At 74.1% G+C, this 18921-nt stretch carries 17 protein-coding genes; 11 read left to right on the top strand and 6 right to left on the bottom strand.

The annotated features are described in order from the left end of the window. Window positions 1–59 precede the first annotated feature (59 nt). Window positions 60–896 carry a hypothetical protein gene (locus C8054_RS17010; RefSeq protein ID WP_146179930.1) on the bottom strand — a complete coding sequence of 279 codons (837 nt, stop codon included), beginning with the start codon at window positions 894–896 and terminating at the stop codon, window positions 60–62. Between the two features lie 136 nt (window positions 897–1032). Continuing rightward, complete coding sequence (locus tag C8054_RS17005) at window positions 1033–1692, bottom strand: hypothetical protein (protein ID WP_107157772.1); 660 nt, start codon at window positions 1690–1692, stop codon at window positions 1033–1035. Window positions 1693–1715: 23 nt separating this feature from the next. Here C8054_RS17005 and C8054_RS17000 point away from each other — a divergent pair, with 23 nt between their 5' ends. Further along, entirely contained in the window at window positions 1716–2231 is a 516-nt protein-coding gene (locus C8054_RS17000; protein WP_107157771.1) for an acyl-CoA thioesterase, read from the top strand. A 216-nt stretch (window positions 2232–2447) separates the two neighbouring features. Further along, window positions 2448–4421: an acetoacetate--CoA ligase gene (locus tag C8054_RS16995; RefSeq protein WP_107157770.1), complete on the top strand. Its 1974-nt coding sequence runs from the start codon at window positions 2448–2450 to the stop codon at window positions 4419–4421. A gap of 88 nt (window positions 4422–4509) precedes the next feature. Here the strand turns inward: C8054_RS16995 and C8054_RS16990 are convergent, their stop codons facing one another. Continuing rightward, window positions 4510–5199: a TIGR03089 family protein gene (locus tag C8054_RS16990; protein WP_107157769.1), complete on the bottom strand. Its 690-nt coding sequence runs from the start codon at window positions 5197–5199 to the stop codon at window positions 4510–4512. 150 nt (window positions 5200–5349) lie between these two features. Between C8054_RS16990 and C8054_RS16985 the strand changes: the two genes are divergently transcribed. After that, window positions 5350–6495: a glycosyltransferase family 1 protein gene (locus C8054_RS16985; protein ID WP_107157768.1), complete on the top strand. Its 1146-nt coding sequence runs from the start codon at window positions 5350–5352 to the stop codon at window positions 6493–6495. A gap of 63 nt (window positions 6496–6558) precedes the next feature. Further along, entirely contained in the window at window positions 6559–7650 is a 1092-nt protein-coding gene (locus C8054_RS16980; RefSeq protein WP_107157767.1) for a mannose-1-phosphate guanylyltransferase, read from the top strand. Window positions 7651–7675: 25 nt separating this feature from the next. Here the strand turns inward: C8054_RS16980 and C8054_RS16975 are convergent, their stop codons facing one another. Beyond that, window positions 7676–8221 carry an NUDIX hydrolase gene (locus tag C8054_RS16975; protein WP_233219683.1) on the bottom strand — a complete coding sequence of 182 codons (546 nt, stop codon included), beginning with the start codon at window positions 8219–8221 and terminating at the stop codon, window positions 7676–7678. A 72-nt stretch (window positions 8222–8293) separates the two neighbouring features. On the opposite strand from C8054_RS16975, the gene C8054_RS16970 reads away from it, so the two are divergent. Together C8054_RS16970 and C8054_RS16965 are read left to right on the top strand one after the other, a co-directional pair. After that, window positions 8294–9334: a hypothetical protein gene (locus tag C8054_RS16970; protein WP_107157765.1), complete on the top strand. Its 1041-nt coding sequence runs from the start codon at window positions 8294–8296 to the stop codon at window positions 9332–9334. A gap of 206 nt (window positions 9335–9540) precedes the next feature. Beyond that, a complete protein-coding gene (locus tag C8054_RS16965) occupies window positions 9541–10560 on the top strand; it encodes a helix-turn-helix transcriptional regulator (RefSeq protein WP_233219680.1) in 1020 nt (339 codons plus the stop codon). A gap of 81 nt (window positions 10561–10641) precedes the next feature. Here the strand turns inward: C8054_RS16965 and C8054_RS16960 are convergent, their stop codons facing one another. Then, window positions 10642–11727: a coenzyme F420-0:L-glutamate ligase gene (locus tag C8054_RS16960; protein WP_107157764.1), complete on the bottom strand. Its 1086-nt coding sequence runs from the start codon at window positions 11725–11727 to the stop codon at window positions 10642–10644. Then, entirely contained in the window at window positions 11724–12671 is a 948-nt protein-coding gene (gene cofD / locus C8054_RS16955) for a 2-phospho-L-lactate transferase (RefSeq protein ID WP_107157763.1), read from the bottom strand. Before cofD ends, C8054_RS16960 begins: the two co-directional genes overlap by 4 nt. 99 nt (window positions 12672–12770) lie before the next feature. Between cofD and C8054_RS16950 the strand changes: the two genes are divergently transcribed. The 5 genes from C8054_RS16950 to C8054_RS16930 all read left to right on the top strand — a co-directional run bounded on the left by C8054_RS16950 (window position 12771) and on the right by C8054_RS16930 (window position 18727). Beyond that, window positions 12771–13823, top strand: coding sequence for a hypothetical protein (locus tag C8054_RS16950; RefSeq protein WP_107157762.1), 1053 nt, complete (start codon window positions 12771–12773; stop codon window positions 13821–13823). 126 nt (window positions 13824–13949) lie between these two features. Continuing rightward, window positions 13950–16463 carry a bifunctional FO biosynthesis protein CofGH gene (locus C8054_RS16945; RefSeq protein WP_107157761.1) on the top strand — a complete coding sequence of 838 codons (2514 nt, stop codon included), beginning with the start codon at window positions 13950–13952 and terminating at the stop codon, window positions 16461–16463. 152 nt (window positions 16464–16615) lie between these two features. Beyond that, window positions 16616–16906, top strand: a complete 291-nt coding sequence (locus tag C8054_RS16940; protein ID WP_107157760.1) for a hypothetical protein — start codon at window positions 16616–16618, stop codon at window positions 16904–16906. A 71-nt stretch (window positions 16907–16977) separates the two neighbouring features. Next, on the top strand, window positions 16978–18375 hold the full coding sequence (locus C8054_RS16935) for a DUF4331 domain-containing protein (protein WP_107157759.1): 1398 nt from the start codon (window positions 16978–16980) through the stop codon (window positions 18373–18375). A gap of 13 nt (window positions 18376–18388) precedes the next feature. Further along, a complete protein-coding gene (locus C8054_RS16930) occupies window positions 18389–18727 on the top strand; it encodes a phospholipase (protein ID WP_107157796.1) in 339 nt (112 codons plus the stop codon). The last annotated feature ends 194 nt before the right edge of the window (window positions 18728–18921 follow it).

Genomic DNA, 18921 nt, shown 5'->3' with positions numbered 1-18921 from the left:
CGCGAACGGGTTCGGCGGATGGCCCGGCGCCGGTGGCGGCGCGTCGGGCGGCCGGGGGTTCACCGTACGCCCGCCGGGGTGCGGCCCGGGATCAGCCCGGGATTCTCCACCGCCTGGGCCACCTGCTCCACCTGCGCCTCCAGCCGGCTCAGTTCCGTGCGTTGCCCGCGCACCCACTCGGCGCGCCGGGGATCGTCCGCCGTGCCACCGCGCGGCACGTCGTGCAGCGGGCCCGCGGACGAGTCGAGCGTGTCACCCAGCCGGCGGGCCAGTCGCCAACGCGGATGCGCGCCGGTCACCGTGTGCAGTCGGCTGGCCAGCTCCCGGCGTCGGGTCCGGAGGTCGTCCACCCCCGGGAACGGGCCCGGGGTGACCCGTTCCACGTGCGACAACAGGGACTCGACGGCCAGCGCGTACTCCCGGGTCGCCGCGCGCAGCGCGTCCGCCTCCGCCCGCCGGGTGCCGGCGGTGGCCGACCGGCGGCTGAACCAGCCGGCCAGCGCGGCACTGGCGGCGGCCAGCAGGATCGACGGGAGGAGGGTGGCCCAGGGCGACGGCGGCGTGCCGCCGCCGGCCCGGTCCAGCCGGGCGGCGGCCGTCAGTGCCCGGCAGGTGCGGTCGAAGTCGGCCCGCCGGTCGGCCTGCCACTGCTCCGGGCTGCCCTGGCGGCCGGACCAGCTCAGTTGCCCCTCGGCCGGGCCGGGCGTGGCGAGGCCGAGCGCGCGGGCGGCGTCCACCAGGCCCGGACGGTGGCCCGCCGACAGGCACCAGACCCGGGTGGCGTCGTCGACCGGGGGCTCACCCCGGGTGGCCAGGCGGACGCCGGTGACCAGGAGCGCCGACGCCAGGACGACGGTGGCCACGCCGACGGCCCGTCGCGTCCTGACGGAAGGCATCGGCATAACGGCTGACTGTAGTGACAGTCACTCGTTCGTGGGTACCGCGGTCGGGGTCCGAGATCCGACTCGGCCGATGCGTCGCCGACCCCGGCGGGGGTGGGCCGACCGGGGACCGGCGGCCCACCCGGGGTGGTCAGCGGAAGTCGTCGGGGCTGTCCGGGCGGTTCCCGGCGCGCGGTGGCGCCGACCAGGGCGACTCGCCGCCGGTGCGGCGCGGCAGGGGTTCGGTGGGGGACTCGGGATAGGCCAGCGTGAGCGGGGCGGTGTCCGGGTCCTTCGCCGGGCCCGGCGCGGACCAGCCGGTGAGCGCGGGCTCGGGCTCGGCCGGAGGGCCGGCCGGGGTCAGCTCCGCCCCGGCTCCCTCCGGCGCGGGCCGGCGACGCCAGCGTCCACCGCTGAACACGGCCATCAGCAGCAGCAGGCCGATGAGGAACAGCGTGCCGTTGTCCAGCGGCTGGCGCAGCGGCAGCGGGTCGCCGAGCAGCCTCAGGTCGCCGGGGATCCGGTCCCGCACGGTGAAGGGCGCGACGAACAGCCCCACGTACGGGGCCGCGAGCAGCAGCCCCGCCACGAGCGGGCCGAGCGGCGAGAAACGCAGCGTGCCGAGCAGGCCGAGCAGGATGCCGGCGACGCCCAGGTAGACGGCCGGTTCGATCAGGTTGGGGGTGCTGTACGTACCGATCTCCACCCAGCGGTTGACGGTCCGCCCAGATCCGTCCTGACCGAGGGTGACGAGCACCCAGGTGACGGGTGCCACCACCAACCCGGCGAGGAAGCTCCAGAGATGTCGCATCCGCGCACCGTACCGTTTCCGGCATGACAGATCATCCCGCGGTCCCGTCGGGTAAGCCGACCTCGTACTCCCGCGTCACGCTGAGTCGCATCATGACCGCCGTCGATGTCAATCTGTACGGGACCGTGCACGGTGGGGTACTGATGAAGTTCGTCGACGACGTGGCCGGCGCGGCGGCGGCCCGGCACAGCGGCGGCACCGCGGTCACCGCCTCCATCGACGAGATCGTCTTCTCCGAGCCGGTCCGGGTGGGTGACCTCGTGCACGCCCACGCCCAGGTCAACTGGACCGGCAGCACCTCGATGGAGGTGGGGGTGCGGGTGGTCGCCGAACGCTGGGACTCGGCCGAGGACGAGCCGGTCCGGGTCGCCACCGCGTACCTGGTCTTCGTGGGGGTGGACGTCGGCGGCGCGCCCCGTCCGGTCCGCCCGGTGCTGCCCGAGACGCCCGACGACGAGCGCCGCTTCCGGGAAGCGGAGATCCGGCGCGCCCACCGCTTGGCCCGCCGTCGCGCCATCCAGGCCCACCGCGCCACCTGAGGCGCGGAGAGGTGTTAAGCGGGGGCCCTTCCTATGCAGAATCCGTTAAGAAGGGGCCCCTCCTTGCGCGGGGCCCACATGGGGGCGGGGTGTGGGGTGTGGGGTGGGCACGCCCCGTGGGTGGCACCGGGTGCGGAGAATGGCGGTACGAGGTAGGGCAAGATGGCGCCACGGCCCATGCACAGTGTCGTGCCGGGCCCCAGGGGAGGGTGGAACGTGTCTGACGTGCTGTGGACGCCCCCGGCCGACGTGCGCGAGCGGTCCCGGATCGGTGACTACCTGCGCTGGCTGGCCGAGCACCGCGGGCTGGAGTTCGCCGACTACGACGCGCTGTGGCAGTGGTCGGTGACCGAGCTGACCGGGTTCTGGTCCTCGATCTGGGACTACTTCGACGTCGTCGCGCACACCCCGCCGACCGCCACGCTCGCCGAGCGGGCTATGCCCGGCGCCCGCTGGTTCCCCGGCGCGACGCTCAACTACGCGGAGAACGTGCTGCGCATGCCGGGGCTCGGCGACGACGCCCCGGCGGTGATCGCGCACGGGCAGACCCGCGCCCCGGAGACGCTGACCGCGGCGCAGTTGCGCGAGCGGGTCCGCCGGGTGGCCGCCGGCCTGCGCCGGCTCGGCGTCGGCCCCGGCGACCGGGTGGCCACGTACGCGCCGAACATCCCGGAGACGTACGTCCTGCTGCTCGCCACCGCCAGCCTGGGGGCGATCTTCTCCTCCTGCGCGCCGGAGTTCGGCACCCGCAGCGTCACCGACCGCTGGCAGCAGATCGAGCCCACGGTGCTGGTCGCGGTGGACGGCTACCGGTACGGCGACAAGCCGATCGACAGGCGCGCCGAGGTGGCCGCGATCCGGGCCGCGCTGCCGTCGCTGCGGCACACCGTCGCCGTCGGGTACCTCGATCCGGCCGGCCCGGCCCCGGACGGCGCGATCACCTGGGCGGAGCTGGCGGCGGAGACCGACGAGCCGCTGTCCTTCACCCCGGTCGCCTTCGACCACCCGCTCTACGTGCTGTACTCCTCCGGCACCACCGGCCTGCCGAAGCCGATCGTGCACGGCCACGGCGGCATCCTGCTGGAACACCTGAAGATGCTGGCGTTGCACCACGACCTGGGCCCGTCCGACCGGTTCTTCTGGTTCACCACCACCGGCTGGATGATGTGGAACTTCCTGGTCTCCGGGCCGGCGGTGGGCGCGGCGATCGTGTTGTTCGACGGCAACCCGGGCCATCCGGACCTGGGCGCGCTGTGGCGGCTGGCGGCGGAGACCGGCACCACCTACTTCGGCACCTCGGCCCCGTTCCTGCTGGCCTCCCGCAAGGCCGGGCTGGTGCCGCGGGAGATCGCCGACCTGTCCGCGCTGCGCGGCCTCGGCTCGACCGGCGCGCCGCTGCCCGCCGAGGGCTTCACCTGGGTGTACGAGAACGTCAGCGACCGCCTCCAGCTCCAGTCGCTCTCCGGCGGCACGGACGTCTGCACCGGGTTCGTCGGCGGCGTGCCGCTGCTGCCGGTGCACGCCGGTGAGATCGCCTGCCGGGCGCTCGGCGCGAAGGTGGAGGCCCGGGCCGCCGACGGCTCGGCGGTGGTCGGCCAGCTCGGCGAGCTGGTGATCACCGAGCCGATGCCGAGCATGCCGGTCGGGTTCTGGAACGACCCGGACGGGGCCCGCTACCGGGAGGCGTACTTCGAGGTCTATCCGGGGGTGTGGCGGCACGGCGACTGGATCACGGTGAACGAGCGCGGCGGCTGCGTCATCACCGGCCGCTCCGACGCCACCCTGAACCGGGGCGGCGTGCGCCTCGGCACGGCCGAGTTCTACTCCGTGGTGGAGGGGCTCGACGAGGTGGTCGACTCGGTGGTGGTGCACCTGGAGGACGACGAGGGCGGCGCGGGGGAGCTGCTGCTGTTCGTGGTGCTCGCGGACGGCCTGGAGCTGGACGACGCGATGCGGAAGAAGATCTGCCGCGAGCTGCGGACCGCCCTGTCGCCGCGCCACGTGCCCGACGAGATCCACCAGGTCCGCGCGGTCCCGCGCACGCTGAGCGCGAAGAAGCTCGAGGTCCCGGTCAAGAAGATCCTGACCGGCACCCCGGTCGACTCGGCGGCGGCCAAGGGCGCCCTGGTCAACCCCGAGTCCCTGACGGCCTTCGCCGCCCTGGCTCAACGCCGCGCCACCCCGGCCTGACCCCCACCCTCGTTGATCTTGCACGTTCCGCCCCGACGAAAGGGACGAACGCCACGGATCGAGGGCGGAAACTGCAAGATCAGCGAGGTCAGGGAAGGGTGTGGGTGGTTCGTTCCGTCTCGGCGCGGGACGGCAGGCGGGTCGGGGTGGGGTGGGCGCAGGCGACCACGCTGGCGCCTGCCGTCAGCGGGGCCAGCAGCCAGTCGACCGGGTCGGGATGCCGGGTCACGTCGACCAGCAGGCGGTCGCCGGGGGTGAGGCCCAGCTCCGTGGCGCGGGCCGCCGCGCGGGCCAGCAGCGCCGCGTCCCCCGCGCCACCCGAGGGGTACGGCGTGAAGTGGTCGCCGTGCGTGCGGACCGCGCTGACGAAGTCGGTGCAGCCGGCCGGCACCTGCCGCATCGGCAGCGCGAACGGGTCCAGCGCCAGCGCGTAACGCTCGCCGGCCGGCCAGCGGGCCGCCTCGTCGACCCGGTCGACGGCGGTGAACAGCACCTCCACCGGACCCGGCGCGTCGACCACTGTCAACGACGCCGACCAGCAGCCGAGCAGCACCGCGGCGGTCTGCCAGTGCGGTGGCAGCAACACGCCGGCCATCTCGTCCGGTGCGGTGCCGACCTCGTCCACGAGCAGGTTGGCGGTCTTGGCCACCCAGTTCGCCAGCGTCGCGCCGGAAAGCTCGGTGCGCTCGCCGGTGGCATCGTCGTACCAGGTCAGCAGCGGTCGGGTGGGGTCGGACGCGATCGCGTCGGCGAAGACCCGGGCAATGTTGTCGGCCATCGGAGCGAACGATACGCGCCCGGACCGCGTACTCGATGACGACGACAAGTCGGCGTACCGTCGGGTCGCAGTCAGCGTCGGACGGCCCGCGCGGCGTAGGCTTGCCGACAGTGTTCTTCCCCACAACCGCGCCACCTGAGGAGTCGCCCCGTGACCGCCGGTCGCCCGCCCCGCGTTCTCATCGACGCCACGAGTGTCCCCGCCGATCGCGGCGGCGTCGGTCGATACGTCGACGGCCTGCTCGGCGCGCTCGGCCGGGTCTGCGGCGACGGCGTCGACCTGGCGGTGGTGAGTCTCCGCACCGACCTGGAGCGCTACACCCGGATGCTGCCCGGGGCCGAGATCGTCCCGGCGCCGGCGGCGGTGGCGCACCGGCCGGCGCGGCTCGCCTGGGAGCAGACCGGCCTGCCGCTGCTGGCCCAGCAGGTCGGCGCGGAGGTGCTGCACTCGCCGTTCTACACCTGTCCGCTCAGGGCCGGGTGTCCGGTGACGGTCACCGTGCACGACGCGACGTTCTTCACCGAGCCGGAGCACTACGACAAGTCGCGCCGGACGTTCTTCCGCAGCGCGATCAAGACCTCGCTGCGTCGCGCCGCCCGGGTGATCGTGCCGAGCAAGGCCACCCGGGACGAGCTGATCCGGCTGCTGGACGCCGACCCGACCCGCATCGACGTCGCCTACCACGGTGTCGACCAGGCCGCCTTCCACGCGCCGGGCGACGAGGAGAAGGCCCGGGTCCGGGCCCGGTTGGGGCTGGGCGACAACAGCTACATCGCGTTCCTCGGCGCCAAGGAGCCGCGCAAGAACGTGCCCAACCTGATCCGCGGTTGGGCCCGGGCGGTGGCCGACCGGCCGAACCCGCCGGTGCTGGTGGTGGCCGGCGGCCAGGGGCACGACGACGACATCGACCGCGCGGTCGCCGAGGTCCCGTCGCACCTGCGGCTGCTGCGCCCCGGCTACCTTCGCTACGCCGACCTGCCCGGCTTCCTCGGCGGCGCGCTGGTCGCCGCCTACCCGTCGTACGGCGAGGGCTTCGGGCTGCCGATCCTGGAGGCGATGGCGTGCGCCGCGCCGGTGCTCACCACGCCGCGGCTCTCGCTGCCCGAGGTGGGCGGCGACGCGGTGGCGTACACCAGCGAGGACCCGGATCAGATCGCCGCCGACCTGGGCGCCCTGCTCGATGACGAGCAGCGGCGGCTGTCGCTGGCCAAGGCCGGCTTCGACCGGGCCAAGGAGTTCACCTGGGAGTCCAGCGCCGAGGTGCACATCGCCGCCTGGCGGCGGGCCCGCGCCTGACCGGCGGGCGGCGCGCCGCCTCATCCGCCGTGGCGGCTCGCCCGCTTCGGGCATGATGTGCTGATGTTCTACGCCGTCATCCCGGCGGGCGGCAGCGGCACAAGGTTGTGGCCGTTGTCCCGCGCCGGCCATCCCAAGTTCCTCCACCCGCTGACCGGCACCTCCGCCTCGCTGTTGCAGGCCACGGTGGACCGGTTGGGGCCGCTGACCACACCGGAACGCACACTGGTGGTCACCGGGGCCGCGCACGCCGCGGCGGTGGCCCGGCAACTGGCTGGCCTGCCGGAGGAGAACATCCTGGTCGAGCCGTCGCCACGGGACTCCTGCGCGGCCATCGCGCTGGCCGCCGCGGTGATCGCCGACCGCGCCCCGGACGCGGTGATGGGCGCGTTCGCCGCCGACCACCTGATCGCCGACCCGGCCGGCTGGGCCGAGGTGGTGCGGCAGGCGATCCGCGGGGCCGAGCAGGGGCTGCTGATGACGGTGGGCATCACCCCGACCCGCCCGGAGACCGGCTACGGCTACCTGGAGACCGGTGACCCGGTCGGTGACGGGCCGCTGCGCCCGGTGCACGAGTTCAAGGAGAAGCCCGCGGCCGAGGTGGCCGAGGGCTACCTCCGTTCCGGCCGGCACCTCTGGAACGCCGGCATGTTCGTCTGGCGGGTGGACGTCTTCCTGGCCGAGCTGGCCCGCCAGCAGCCGGCCCTGCACGCCGGGATCACCGCGATCGCGGCGGCCTGGGGCAACCCCGAGCAGGACGACGTGCTCGGCACGGTCTGGCCGACGCTGCCGAAGATCTCGGTCGACTACGCGGTGATGGAGGGCGCGGCGACCGCCGGCCGGGTGGCGACCGTGCCCGGCGACTTCGGCTGGAACGACGTCGGCGACTTCCACACGCTCAGCGAGGTGCTGCCGACCGACGCCGCCGGCAACGTGGTGCTCGGCGGCGACGCGAAGCCGGGCGTGCTGCTGCACGACACCACCGGCACCGTGGTGGTGCCGCACTCCGGCCGCCTGGTCGCCACCGTCGGCGTGCGTGACCTGATCGTGGTGGACACCCCGGACGCGCTGCTGGTCTGCCCCCGGGACCGGGCACAGGACGTGAAGAAGATCGTCGACCAGCTCAAGGAGCGCGGCGAGGAGGGCCTGATCTGAGCCGCCGCGCCGCCGGCCCGTCCCGTCACCCGGTGGCGCGACGGGCCAGCGCCGCGAGCGCCGGCGCCACCAGTTGGGCGGTCCCGCCGGCCAGCGGTTCCGGCAGCCGGTCCGGCGGGAACCACCCCAACGCCTCGGACTCGTCGCTGACCCGTTCGACCGCGCCGGCCGGGGCGAACACGGCGTACCGGACGTCGTAGTGCAGGGAGCCGCCCTGGCAGGCGACCGGGTGGACGTCCACGTCGATCGGTGCCGGGTCCAGCGTCAGGCCGGTGATCCCGGACTCCTCGGTCGCCTCGCGCAGCGCCGCCGCCGCCAGCGTCCGGTCGCCGGGCTCGCAGTGCCCGCCGAGCTGCACCCACTTGCGGAACCTGCCGTGCAGGCAGAGCAGCACCCGAGCGCCGGTCGGGTCGAGGACCAACGCGCTGGCGGTGACGTGCCCGGGTCGGTGCGCGCGGCTCATCGCCACCGGCCCGGCGGCCAGCAGCGCCAGCGTCCGGTCCCGGTTGGCGGCGGCGGCCGGGCTGGTCGCCGTCCAGCGGCTCAGCGTCGTCGTGGCGTCGGCGTGCAGATCGGCGTACGCGGTGTGATCGGTGTCGGGCACCCGGACACTGTACGAGCGCGGCCTCCGTACCCTGACCCGGTGACCCTTCGACTCGTCGAGTTCCTGGTGGCCGGCAACGAGGCCAGCGACCTGCTGCCGGTCCGTTCGCCGACGCTGCTGCGGGCGTACGGCGCGCGGCGCGGCTTCTGGACGGTGCTGGACGAGGGGCCGGTCGAGCAGTGTCTGGCGTTGCTGCTGGAACGCGACGACGGCGAGTGGGTCGCGCACCACGTGCCCGCCGACGCGGGCCCGGAGAACGGCCGCACCGAGGACGGCGAGGCGCTCGCCCACCACGACGGCTGGGTGTACGTCTTCGGTTCGCACTTCGGGTCGAAGGCCGGGCCGTTGCGTCCCCGGCGCGCGTTCGTGGCCCGGTTCCGGGAGGACGACGCGGTGTCCGGCCCGCTCGCCGTGCACGTGGTGCGCAACCGGTTCCGACTGCACCGGGCGATCAACGACGCGCTCGTCGCCGCGCCGCTGGCCACGCTGCCGCCGGGCGAGCGGGTCCGGCAGCGGTTCGTGACGGAGACCGTGGCGCGCGGCACCGCCCGGGCCAAGGGCTGGGTGAGCCGGCTGGCCGAGGACGACCTGCCGCTGAACGTGGAGGCGGCGACGTTCACGCCGGCCGGGACGGCGCTGCTCGGGCTGCGTTTCCCGGTGACCGCCGCCGGTGAGCCGATCTACGTGGAACTGGCCGGGGTGGCGGGGATGTTCGACCGGGTCGCGCCGAGCTGGCCCCGGGCGCTCGGGGCGTACGCGCTGACCGGGGTGACGCCGGCCGGCGCGCTGGCCGGCTTCCGCGCGATCACGCCGACCGACGACGGCGGCTACGCGGCGGTGATCGGCTCGATCGACGCGCTGGGCAAGGGCTCGGTGCTGCTCGACGACCACCCGCACGGCGGGCAGGTGACGTCCCGCCACGTGCGGTTCCGCCACGCCGCCGCGGACGACGCCCGGGTGGGCGCGGAGCTGGTGGCGGAGCTGGCCCCGTTCCATCACGTGGAAGGGCTGGCGGAGGAGGCGGGACGCTGCTATTACGTGACCGACGAGGACCACCGGGTGGCGCTCTGGATCGGATGAGCGAGGGCCGGACGGCACCCCTGCGGAACGAATCCGCAGACCCTCGTGGTGCCGTCCGGCCACGCCCGTCAGCCGGCGCCCGGGTCGACAATGCGCCCCGGCGTCGGCGGGCAAGGGAGAGTCTGCCGAACCGGCCGCCCTACCGTCGAGGTCTTTCACGTCACGCTTAAAGATGGAGATTACTGCCGGCGGGTAAAGTGCCAGGGGTGGCGGGCACCTCCGCCGTCCACCCGGGAGCGCTCTCCATGCTGAAGATTATTTTCTCGAGTGAGGACATTCTGCGGACCCGGGTCGCCCCGGCCGCGGACCCGCTCTGGGAGTTGGTCCTCAGCCTGCACCTGCTCCAGGGGCGCGGCCGAGACCCCATGATGACCACCTGGCGGCGCGCCGTCGCGCAGGGGCTGCGGGCCGACAACAGCGCCGAGCACTACCGGTTGCTCCTCGCGCTCAACCCCCCGCGTGGCTACTTCCCCGACTTCCTCACGCCCTCCGCCAGCAAGGACGGCATCGAGGCGGGATTGGAGGCGGTCCGCGGCACCCCGCGCGGCATGCTGCGCCGCGACCTGACCATGCTGGCCGCGGAGACCCCGCTGCCGTCCTCGGCGACCGCGCTCGCCCGGGGCGAACCCGAGGTGTTGCAGAACCTCACCGACACCATGGCGCGCTACCAGTCCCTGGCCGTCACGCCCTACTGGGCCCGGGTCCAGGCCGCCGTCGAGGCGGACCGGGCCCGCCGTGCCCGAGCCATGCTCGACGGTGGCGCCGAAGGGTTGCTCGCCAGCCTGCGACCTGCCATGCGCTGGGGTGGCGGGGTGCTCGAGGTGCTCGACTACCCGGACAGCCGGGAGCTGCACCTGGACGGTCGAGGGCTGCTGCTCGTCCCGTCCTTCTTCTGTTCCCGCACTCCGGTGGCGCTCGTCGATCCGACGTTGCCCCCGGTGCTGGTCTACCCGGTCGACCGGCTCGGCGGCCTCACGCCCGGCAACGGCGCCGGGCAGAGCGAGGCGCTCGCCGCGCTGCTCGGCCGCACCCGCGCGGCGGTGCTCCAGGTCGCCGACGAGGGCTGCACCACCGGCGAGATGGCCCGGCGGCTGCGCATCTCCGCCGCCGCGGCCAGCCAGCACACCACCGTGCTGCGCAACGCCGGGCTGCTGGTCAGCCACCGGGACCGCAACACCGTGCTGCACACGCTGACCCCGCTGGGCCGCGCCGTTCTCGACGCCTGACCGCGCCGTTCTCGACGCCTGACCGCGCCGTTCTCGACGCCTGACCGCGCCGTCCTCGACGCCTGACCAGGGCGGAGGCGGTCAGAGCGCCAGCGTGGCGCTGGCAGTGCTGCCCGCCGGCGGTGGCAGCAGCACCGAACCGATGCCCTCGGCGGCCAGCGCGGTGCGCAGGCGTTGCAGGTCCGCGCCGAACCGGACCAGGTCCGGCCGGTCGACAGGCGTCGGCGCCGCGCCGAGCAGCAGACCGGTGGCGGTGGCCGGCCAGTCGGGCACGGTGGCGGCGAACCCGGCGCGTACCTCGTCGTCGGTGACGTGGGTGAACACGGTGCCCGGGGCCACCAGGTCGGCGACCGCGGCGATCGCCCGGTCCACCGCGGCCGGGTCGGGGGGCGTCGGGCCGGTCCCGTCGGGGAGCGTGGCCGCCGCCCGGAGGCCGGCGGCGTGCGCCTCGGCGGTGCCCAGCGAGAAGAGGTCCAGCGAGGCGTCCCGTACCAGCGCGCGGGCGCCCTCGTCGTCGTCCCGGGTCGCGCCGAGGTAACCGCGGACCACGGCGACGGGCACCTGGTCGCACTTGCCCTTGATCAGCTCACCGGCGGCGGCCAGTTCGTCGACCACCGCCATCTGGGTGAGCTGGAGCTCGTTGCCGTACGGGTCGACCTCGCCCCGGTGGTCGCGGATCGCCGGCATGCCGGCCACGCCGAGCGCCACGTCGGTCAGGCCGTTGCGCCACGGGCGGCCCATGGTGTCGCTGACGACGACCGCGACGTCCAGACCGTGCCGCTCGCGCAGCGCGGACCGCAACGCCCGGGCGGACGCGTCCGGGTCCACCGGCAGCAGCACCAGGCGGGTCTTGTCCACGTTGGACGCGTCGATGCCGGCGGAGGCCATCACGAAGCCGTGGTGGGTCTGCACGATCCGGGTCGCGCCCCGGGTGGCGACCACCCGGGCGGTCTCGGCGGCCAGCACCCGGTCCCGCGCGGCGAGACGCTCCGGACCGTCGGCGGGCACGTCGACCAGCCGGCCCTCCGCCTTCGACACGATCTTGCTGGTGACCACCAGCACGTCGCCGTCGCGCAGCCAGGGCGCCGCGCCGGCGATCAGCGCCGCCAGGTCGTCGCCATCGGTCACGTGGCCGATGCCCGGCACCGGCAGGATCTCCAGCCTCACATCAACTCCAACGCGGCGCGCACCATCGCGGCGGTCGCCGCCTCGTCGGTCATCCGCAGCGGTGCCGCGCGGACGGTCACGCCCGGCACCACGGCGTCCTCGTCCTCCGGGGCGACCAGCCAGCCGTCGAGCAGCCCGCCGCCGGACCGGCTGCCGTAGAGGGTGCCCACCCCGGCCGCGCTGCACTCCACGCCGAGCACGGCCAGGCAGCGGTCGGCCATGCCGCGTACCGGCGCGCCGCCGATGATCGGCGACACCCCGATCACCGGGGCCGGACCGCCGACCACCGCGTCGCGCAGGCCGGGCACGGCCAACACCGGGGCGACGCTGACCACCGGGTTGCTCGGCGCGATCAGCACCACGTCCGCGGCGGCGATCGCCTCGACCACGCCGGGCGCGGGCTTCGCCGCCTCCGCGCCGACGAAGACGAACTGCTCGGTCGGCACCTCGGCCCGGTACCGCACCCACCACTCCTGGAAGTGGACCGCCCGCCGCCCCTGCTCGTCGGAGAGGACGGCGTGCGTCTCCAGCCGTTCGTCGGTGGCCGGCAGCAGGCGTACGCCGGGCTGCCAGCGGGTGGCCAGCGCCTCGGTGACCTGGGACAGCGGATAGCCGGCGTTGAGCATCGAGGTGCGCACCAGATGGGTGGCGAGATCCTTGTCGCCGAGGCCGAACCAGCTCGGCTCCGCCCCGTACGCGGCCAGCTCGGTCTTCACCGTCCAGGTCTCACCGACCCGCCCCCAGCCCCGCTCCGGATCGGCGCCGCCGCCCAGCGTGTAGAGCACGCTGTCCAGGTCGGGGCAGACCTTCAGCCCGTGCAGCAGCAGGTCGTCGCCGACGTTGACCACGGCGGTCACGTCGGCGCCGGTCTCCCGGGCGTACGCCCGGACGCCGAGCAGGAACCGGGCGCCCCCGATGCCGCCGGTCAGTACCACGATGCGCATGCCGTCCATCCTTCCGCACGTGCCGCCGTGGATCGCCCGGTGGCCGGAGAGACTAGGCTCACGTCGCCAACTGTCCGCTTTCGTCCCCTGGGGGAGTCCGTGACCAGCCCCACCGAGCCCGCGTCCGGTGACGCCGCGCAGGCCAGCCAACTGACCAAGCCGCTGCGCGAACTGGCCGCGCTCGTCCTGCTCGGCGCGAACGCCGTGCTGCTCTTCGTCGGCCTGCTGCGCCTGCTGGTGCCGGTCGACGACTACAGCACGTTCGGCGGTCGGGCCGGGAGCACCTACTTCACCTTCGTCGGGCTGGAGTCGACGGTCCTGCCGCTGCTGGCCGTGCTGCTCGCCACGCACATCCGCCCGGTGCTGCCGAAGGCGAAACTGATCACCCAGGTGGCGTTGATCGAGTTCGCCGTCTCCGCCGTCTTCGGTGCGCTGACGTTCCTGATCTGGCTGGTGAACCGGCTCGCCGACGGCGAGGTGCTCGATGCGTTCCTCGGGCTGCTCACCCGGGTGGCCTGGCTGGCCGTCTTCGCGATCGCCGGCTTCGTGGTGTTCAAGATCTGGCGCACGCTCTACTACGTGCCGAAGCCCAAGCCGCAGCCCGGCGTCTACGGTCAGGCCCAGCCGGGCTGGCCGCAGCAGCCGGGTCAGCCCGGCGGCTACCCCGCCCAGGGCGGCTACCCGCCGGCCGGGGTGCCGCCGCAGCCGGGCCAGGCCCCGGCGGGCTACCCGTCGGCCGGCGCGCCCCCGCAGCCCGGTTGGCCGCAGGCCGGTCCGTACGGCCAGCCGCAGTCGGCGCCGCCGTTCAACACCGCCCCGCCGCACGCCCCGCAGTCGGCCCCGCCGTTCGCCGGCCAGCAGCCCGGCCCGCAGTTCGGCGCCCCGCAGGCCGGCCCGCAGGCGGGGGGCCCGCAGTTCGATGCCCCGGCGGCCGGTGGCCCGCAGTTCGGTGGCCCGCAGTTCGGCGCCGCGCAGTCCGGTGCTCCGCAGTTCGGTTCGGCGCCGGCGGCGCCGCCGTTCGGTCAGCCGCCGTCGGCCGACCCGACCCAGGCGATCCCGCGCCAGAGCGCCGAGCCGGGCCAGCCGGCGTCCCCGGTCGACGACGAGCGCACCCAGCGCTTCGACCGCGAGGACCCGAACCAGCCGCGGTGACCCGGGTCGGCGGGCGGCGGACCACCTCCGCCGTCCGCCGCGGCGCTCCGCCTGGCGGCAGATGTTAAGCGGGGCCCCCGCCTCTACCGAAAGCGTTAAGCGGGGGCCCCTCCTTACACTGGGCCGATGGGTGAGCGCAGCGAGTTCGAACCGACCGAGGCGAGCGTCCGGCGGGCGCTGGGCCGCGCCGCCACCGGCCGGGCGTTGGACGCGGACGAGGCGGCCGCCCTGCTCACCGCGCGCGGCGCGGCGCTCGACGAGCTGCTCCGCGTCGCCGGGGAGATCCGCGACGCCGGGCTGCGTGAGGCCGGTCGGCCGGGCGTGGTCACGTACTCCAAGAAGGTCTTCATCCCGCTGACCCGGCTCTGCCGGGACCGCTGCCACTACTGCACGTTCGCCACCGTGCCGCACCGGCTGCCCGCCGCCTACCTGGAGCGCGACGAGGTTCTCGCCATCGCCCGGGAGGGCGCGGCGCAGGGCTGCAAAGAGGCGCTGTTCACGCTCGGCGACCGGCCGGAGGAGCGCTGGCCGGCGGCCCGCGAGTGGCTGGACGAGCGGGGCTACGACTCCACCCTCGACTATCTGCGCGCCTGTGCGGTGGCGGTGCTGGAGGAGACCGGCCTGCTGCCGCACCTGAACCCGGGCGTGCTGTCCTGGTCGGAGTTGCAGCGGCTCAAGCCGGTCGCGCCGAGCATGGGCATGATGCTGGAGACCACCGCCACCCGGCTCTGGTCGGAGCCGGGCGGCCCGCACTTCGGCTCGCCGGACAAGGAACCCGCGGTGCGGCTACGGGTGCTCGACGACGCCGGCCGGGTCGGCGTGCCGTTCACCACCGGCATCCTGATCGGCATCGGCGAGCACCGGGCCGAGCGGGTCGACGCGGTGTTCGCGATCCGTCGCGCGATGCGGGAGTACGGCCACCTCCAGGAGGTGATCGTGCAGAACTTCCGCGCCAAGCCGGACACCGCGATGCGCGGCATGCCGGACGCGGAGCTGCACGACCTGGCCGCCACCGTGGCGGTGGCCCGGGTGCTGCTCGGCCCGAAGGCGCGCATCCAGGCCCCGCCGAACCTGATCGCCGGCGAGTACGACCTCCTGCTGCGCGCCGGCATCGACGACTGGGGCGGCGTCTCCCCGGTGACGCCGGACCACGTCAACCCGGAGCGGCCCTGGCCGCAGCTCGACGAGCTGGCCGCGCGGACCGCAAGCGCCGGGTTCACGCTGCGCGAGCGGTTGACCGTCTACCCGGAGTACGTACGGGCCGGCGGGCCGTGGCTGGACCCGCGCCTGCTGCCGCACGTCACCGCGCTCGCCGACCCGGCGACCGGGCTGGCGGTCGAGGCGGCCCGCCCGGTGGGGCGGCCCTGGCAGGAGCCGGAGGAGGTGTTCGGGGGCCGGACCGACCTGCACGTCACCATCGACGTGACCGGGCGGACGGAGGACCGGCGCGGCGACTTCGACAGCGTCTACGGCGACTGGTCCGAGGTGGCGAACAAGGTCACCCGCCCGGTGCCCGGGACCGGCGGCGGGGACGCCGACCTGCGCGCCGGCCTGCGGCTGGCGGCGGAGAATCCGGCCGCGCTGCTGACGCCGGCGCACGAGGCGGCGGCGCTGGCGTTGTTCGACGCGGACGGGCCGGCGCTGGACGAGTTGTGCCGGATCGCGGACGACGTGCGCCGGGACGCGGTCGGCGACGACGTGACCTACGTGGTCAACCGGAACATCAACTTCACGAACGTCTGCTACGTGGGCTGCCGGTTCTGCGCGTTCGCGCAGCGGGAGAGCGACGCGGACGCGTTCCGGCTCTCCCTGGACCAGGTGGCGGACCGGGCCGAGGAGGCGTGGACGGCCGGCGCCACCGAGGTCTGCCTCCAGGGTGGCATCGACCCGAAGATGCCGGTCACCGGCTACGCCGACATCGTCCGCGCGATCAAGGCGCGGGTGCCCGGGATGCACGTGCACGCGTTCTCCCCGATGGAGATCGTCACCGCCGCCGCGAAGGCCGGCGTGCCGGTGCGGGAGTGGCTGGGCCGGCTGCGCGAGGCCGGGCTGGACACCATCCCGGGCACCGCCGCGGAGATCCTCGACGACGACGTGCGCTGGGTGCTCACCAAGGGCAAACTGCCGGCCGCCGCCTGGGTCGAGGTGGTCAGCACGGCCCACGAGCTGGGCATCCGGTCCAGCTCCACGATGATGTACGGGCACGTCGACCACCCCGGCCAGTGGCTGGCCCACCTGCGGGTGCTGGCCGGCGTGCAGGACCGTACCGGCGGGTTCACCGAGTTCGTGGCGCTGCCGTTCGTGCACACCAACGCGCCGATCTACCTGGCCGGCATCGCCCGGCCGGGGCCGACCTGGCGGGAGAACCGGGTGGTGCACGCGATGGCCCGGCTGCTGCTGCACGGCCGGATCGACAACATCCAGTGCTCCTGGGTGAAGCTCGGCGACGCCGGCACGGTGGAGATGCTGCGCGGTGGCTGCAACGACCTCGGCGGCACGCTGATGGAGGAGACCATCTCCCGGATGGCCGGCTCGGGCAACGGTTCGGCCCGTACCGAGGAGCAGTTGCGGTCGATCGCCACGGCGGCCGGGCGGCCGTTCCGCAAGCGGACGACCGCGTACGGTCACGCCCGCGCCTGACGTCGAACCTTTCGCCGCGCCGCGCCGTACCTGTGGATGCCGGCGGCGGTTGCGGCGAGGACCGCCGCCGGTGACCCCCAGCCCGGGGACCCGGCGGCGTCCGGGTGCCCGGCCCCCGCGGCGCTGCGGCGCCGGTTGCGGAAAGGTTGCCGATGAGCACTGACGAGACCACCGACGCGCCGAAGCGGCGGCCCTGGCCGCGGCTGACCCGCCGGCAGACGCTGACCGCCGCCGCGAGCGCCACCCTGGGCGCGGCGGCGCTCACCGTGCCGGGCCTGTCCGCCGCGCAGAACGCCCCGACCGCGGGCCGCCGCGACGAGCCGATCGTGGTCCACCTGCGCGACGCCGCCACCGGCACGATGGACGTCTTCGTCGGCACGACCCGGGTCCAGGTGCGCGACCGTGGCCTGGCCGACCGGCTGGTGCGCGCCGCCCGCCGCTGACCCCGCTCCTCCCGGCGCGGGCTCCCGGCGCCGGTCCGACAGACGTTTCCCCGACGAAGGTGTGGTCCGCCATGTCCTCTCACCGCGAGGCCCCGGAGATCGCCAAGGATCCGGTCGCCGACAGTTCCGACCTGTACGCGTTCGTCAGCCCGACCCGGCCGGACACGGTCACGTTGATCGCCAACTACGTGCCGGTGCAGCTTCCCTCCGGCGGCCCCAACTTCTTCGAGTTCGGTGACGACGTCCGGTACGAGATCCACGTCGACAACGACGGCGACGGTTACCCGGACGTCACCTATCGTTTCGAATTCACCACCGAGATCACGAATCAGAACAGTTTTCTCTACAACACCGGGCCGATCGAGTCGCTGGACAGCAAGAACTGGAACCGGCGGCAGTTCTACAAGCTGACCCGGCTCGCGGACGGCCGGGAGCACGTGCTGGCGAACAAGCTGCCCTGCCCGCCGTGCAACGTCGGCCCGCTGTCCACGCCGAACTACCAGAACCTGGTGAAGCAGGCGACGTTCAAGCTGTCCACCGGTGAGAAGGTGTTCGCCGGCCAGCGCGCCGACGGGTTCTTCGTCGACCTGGGCGCGGTGTTCGACCTGGGTACGCTGCGGCCGTTCCAGCAGCTCCACGTGGCCGGCAAGAAGCTGTTCAAGACCGAGGGCGAGCCGGTCAACGCGTTGGACCGGCTGAACGTGCACAGCATCGCGATCCAGGTGCCATTGGGCAAGGTGCGCCGGAAGGCGGCCCGGTACGGCTACGCCGACCGCGCGTCGACGATCGGTGTCTGGACCACCGCGTCCCGGCAGCAGGTGCGGGTGCTCGGCGACCGGGTGTCCGCGGACACCGCCACCGGCCCCTTCGTCCAGGTGTCCCGGCTCGGTAACCCGTTGTTCAACGAGGTGATCGTGCCGATGTCGAAGAAGGACCTGTGGAACACGCTGCCGCCGTCGGAGGACAAGCGGTTCGCCGGGTTCGTCGAGCGGCCCGAGCTGGCCGCGCTGCTGCCGGTGCTCTATCCGGGTGTCTTTCCCAACCTGGACGCGTTGAACAAGGCGAAGAAGCCGCGCGCCGACCTGGTGGCGCTGCTGCTCACCGGCGTACCGGCCGGGCTGGTCGACGGCTTCGCGAACACCACCGGCGACACCCAGGCCGACATGCTGCGGCTGAACACGGCGATCCGGCCCAGTGCCCGGCCGGACCGGTTCGGGGTGCTCGGCGGTGACCTGGCCGGCTTCCCCAACGGCCGCCGGGTCACCGACGACGTGGTGACCATCGCGCTGCGCGCGATCGCCGGGTTGACCGTGCCGCTCGTGGACAAGACGTTCAAGCCGGACGCCGCGGCGGCGGCCGTCACGCCGGGTCTGGACGCGACGGACGTGACCGCGCCGTTCCTCGGTGACTTCCCGTTCCTCGGCACCCCGTACGACGGGTTCGGCAACCCGCCGGCGAAGCGGTCCTGAGGGGATGGGCGGCATGCACCGGCACCACGACCTCGGCCCGTCGTACCGCGGGACCGTGCTGCTCGACCTCGGCGGCGACACCGGCGCACTGATCATCCACACCGGCCGGGACCTGCACGGGCGGGAGATCGAGATCAGTCGCGCGGACCGGGACGGCCCGCGTACCCACTCGGCGGTACGGGAGCGGCACGTCCTGGACGGGGTGTTCCACAGTGCCGTCTACCCGGACCTGGAGGCGGGCGTTTATACCGTCTGGTGGGACGAGGACACACCGGCCGGCGCGATCTCCGTCACCGGCGGGGCGATCACCGAATTCGTCTGGCCGACCAGTTCACCACCGCGAACCGACTGATCGAACGCTCAGCGACCCACGCGCCCCGTCCACATGTTGGACGGGGCGCGGTCGGCGTTGGTGGATGGACGGGCGGTACCGCGCCGAGCGCGTTAACCTTTGCCCCACCATTAGTGATCTTGGGCGGCGGCCGACGGGGGCGTCCGGCCGGCCCGCCGGTGTTGCGCCACGGCAGAAAACTTGGGGCAACTCGC

This window comes from Micromonospora sp. RP3T (genome assembly GCF_003027925.1).
Classification (GTDB): Bacteria; Actinomycetota; Actinomycetes; order Mycobacteriales; family Micromonosporaceae; genus Micromonospora.
This window is presented reverse-complemented; position numbering and strand designations above follow the sequence as displayed.

Bases quoted from the DNA above. Each gene is read 5' to 3' on its own strand.
- C8054_RS16990 (WP_107157769.1), bottom strand. From the start codon at position 5,199: ATGGCCGACAACATTGCCCGGGTCTTCGCCGACGCGATCGCGTCCGAC.
- C8054_RS16945 (WP_107157761.1), top strand. From the start codon at position 13,950: ATGGGTGAGCGCAGCGAGTTCGAACCGACCGAGGCGAGCGTCCGGCGG.
- C8054_RS17000 (WP_107157771.1), top strand. From the start codon at position 1,716: ATGACAGATCATCCCGCGGTCCCGTCGGGTAAGCCGACCTCGTACTCC.
- C8054_RS16980 (WP_107157767.1), top strand. From the start codon at position 6,559: ATGTTCTACGCCGTCATCCCGGCGGGCGGCAGCGGCACAAGGTTGTGG.
- C8054_RS16935 (WP_107157759.1), top strand. From the start codon at position 16,978: ATGTCCTCTCACCGCGAGGCCCCGGAGATCGCCAAGGATCCGGTCGCC.
- C8054_RS17010 (WP_146179930.1), bottom strand. From the start codon at position 896: ATGCCTTCCGTCAGGACGCGACGGGCCGTCGGCGTGGCCACCGTCGTC.
- C8054_RS16930 (WP_107157796.1), top strand. From the start codon at position 18,389: ATGCACCGGCACCACGACCTCGGCCCGTCGTACCGCGGGACCGTGCTG.
- cofD (WP_107157763.1), bottom strand. From the start codon at position 12,671: ATGCGCATCGTGGTACTGACCGGCGGCATCGGGGGCGCCCGGTTCCTG.
- C8054_RS16940 (WP_107157760.1), top strand. From the start codon at position 16,616: ATGAGCACTGACGAGACCACCGACGCGCCGAAGCGGCGGCCCTGGCCG.
- C8054_RS17005 (WP_107157772.1), bottom strand. From the start codon at position 1,692: ATGCGACATCTCTGGAGCTTCCTCGCCGGGTTGGTGGTGGCACCCGTC.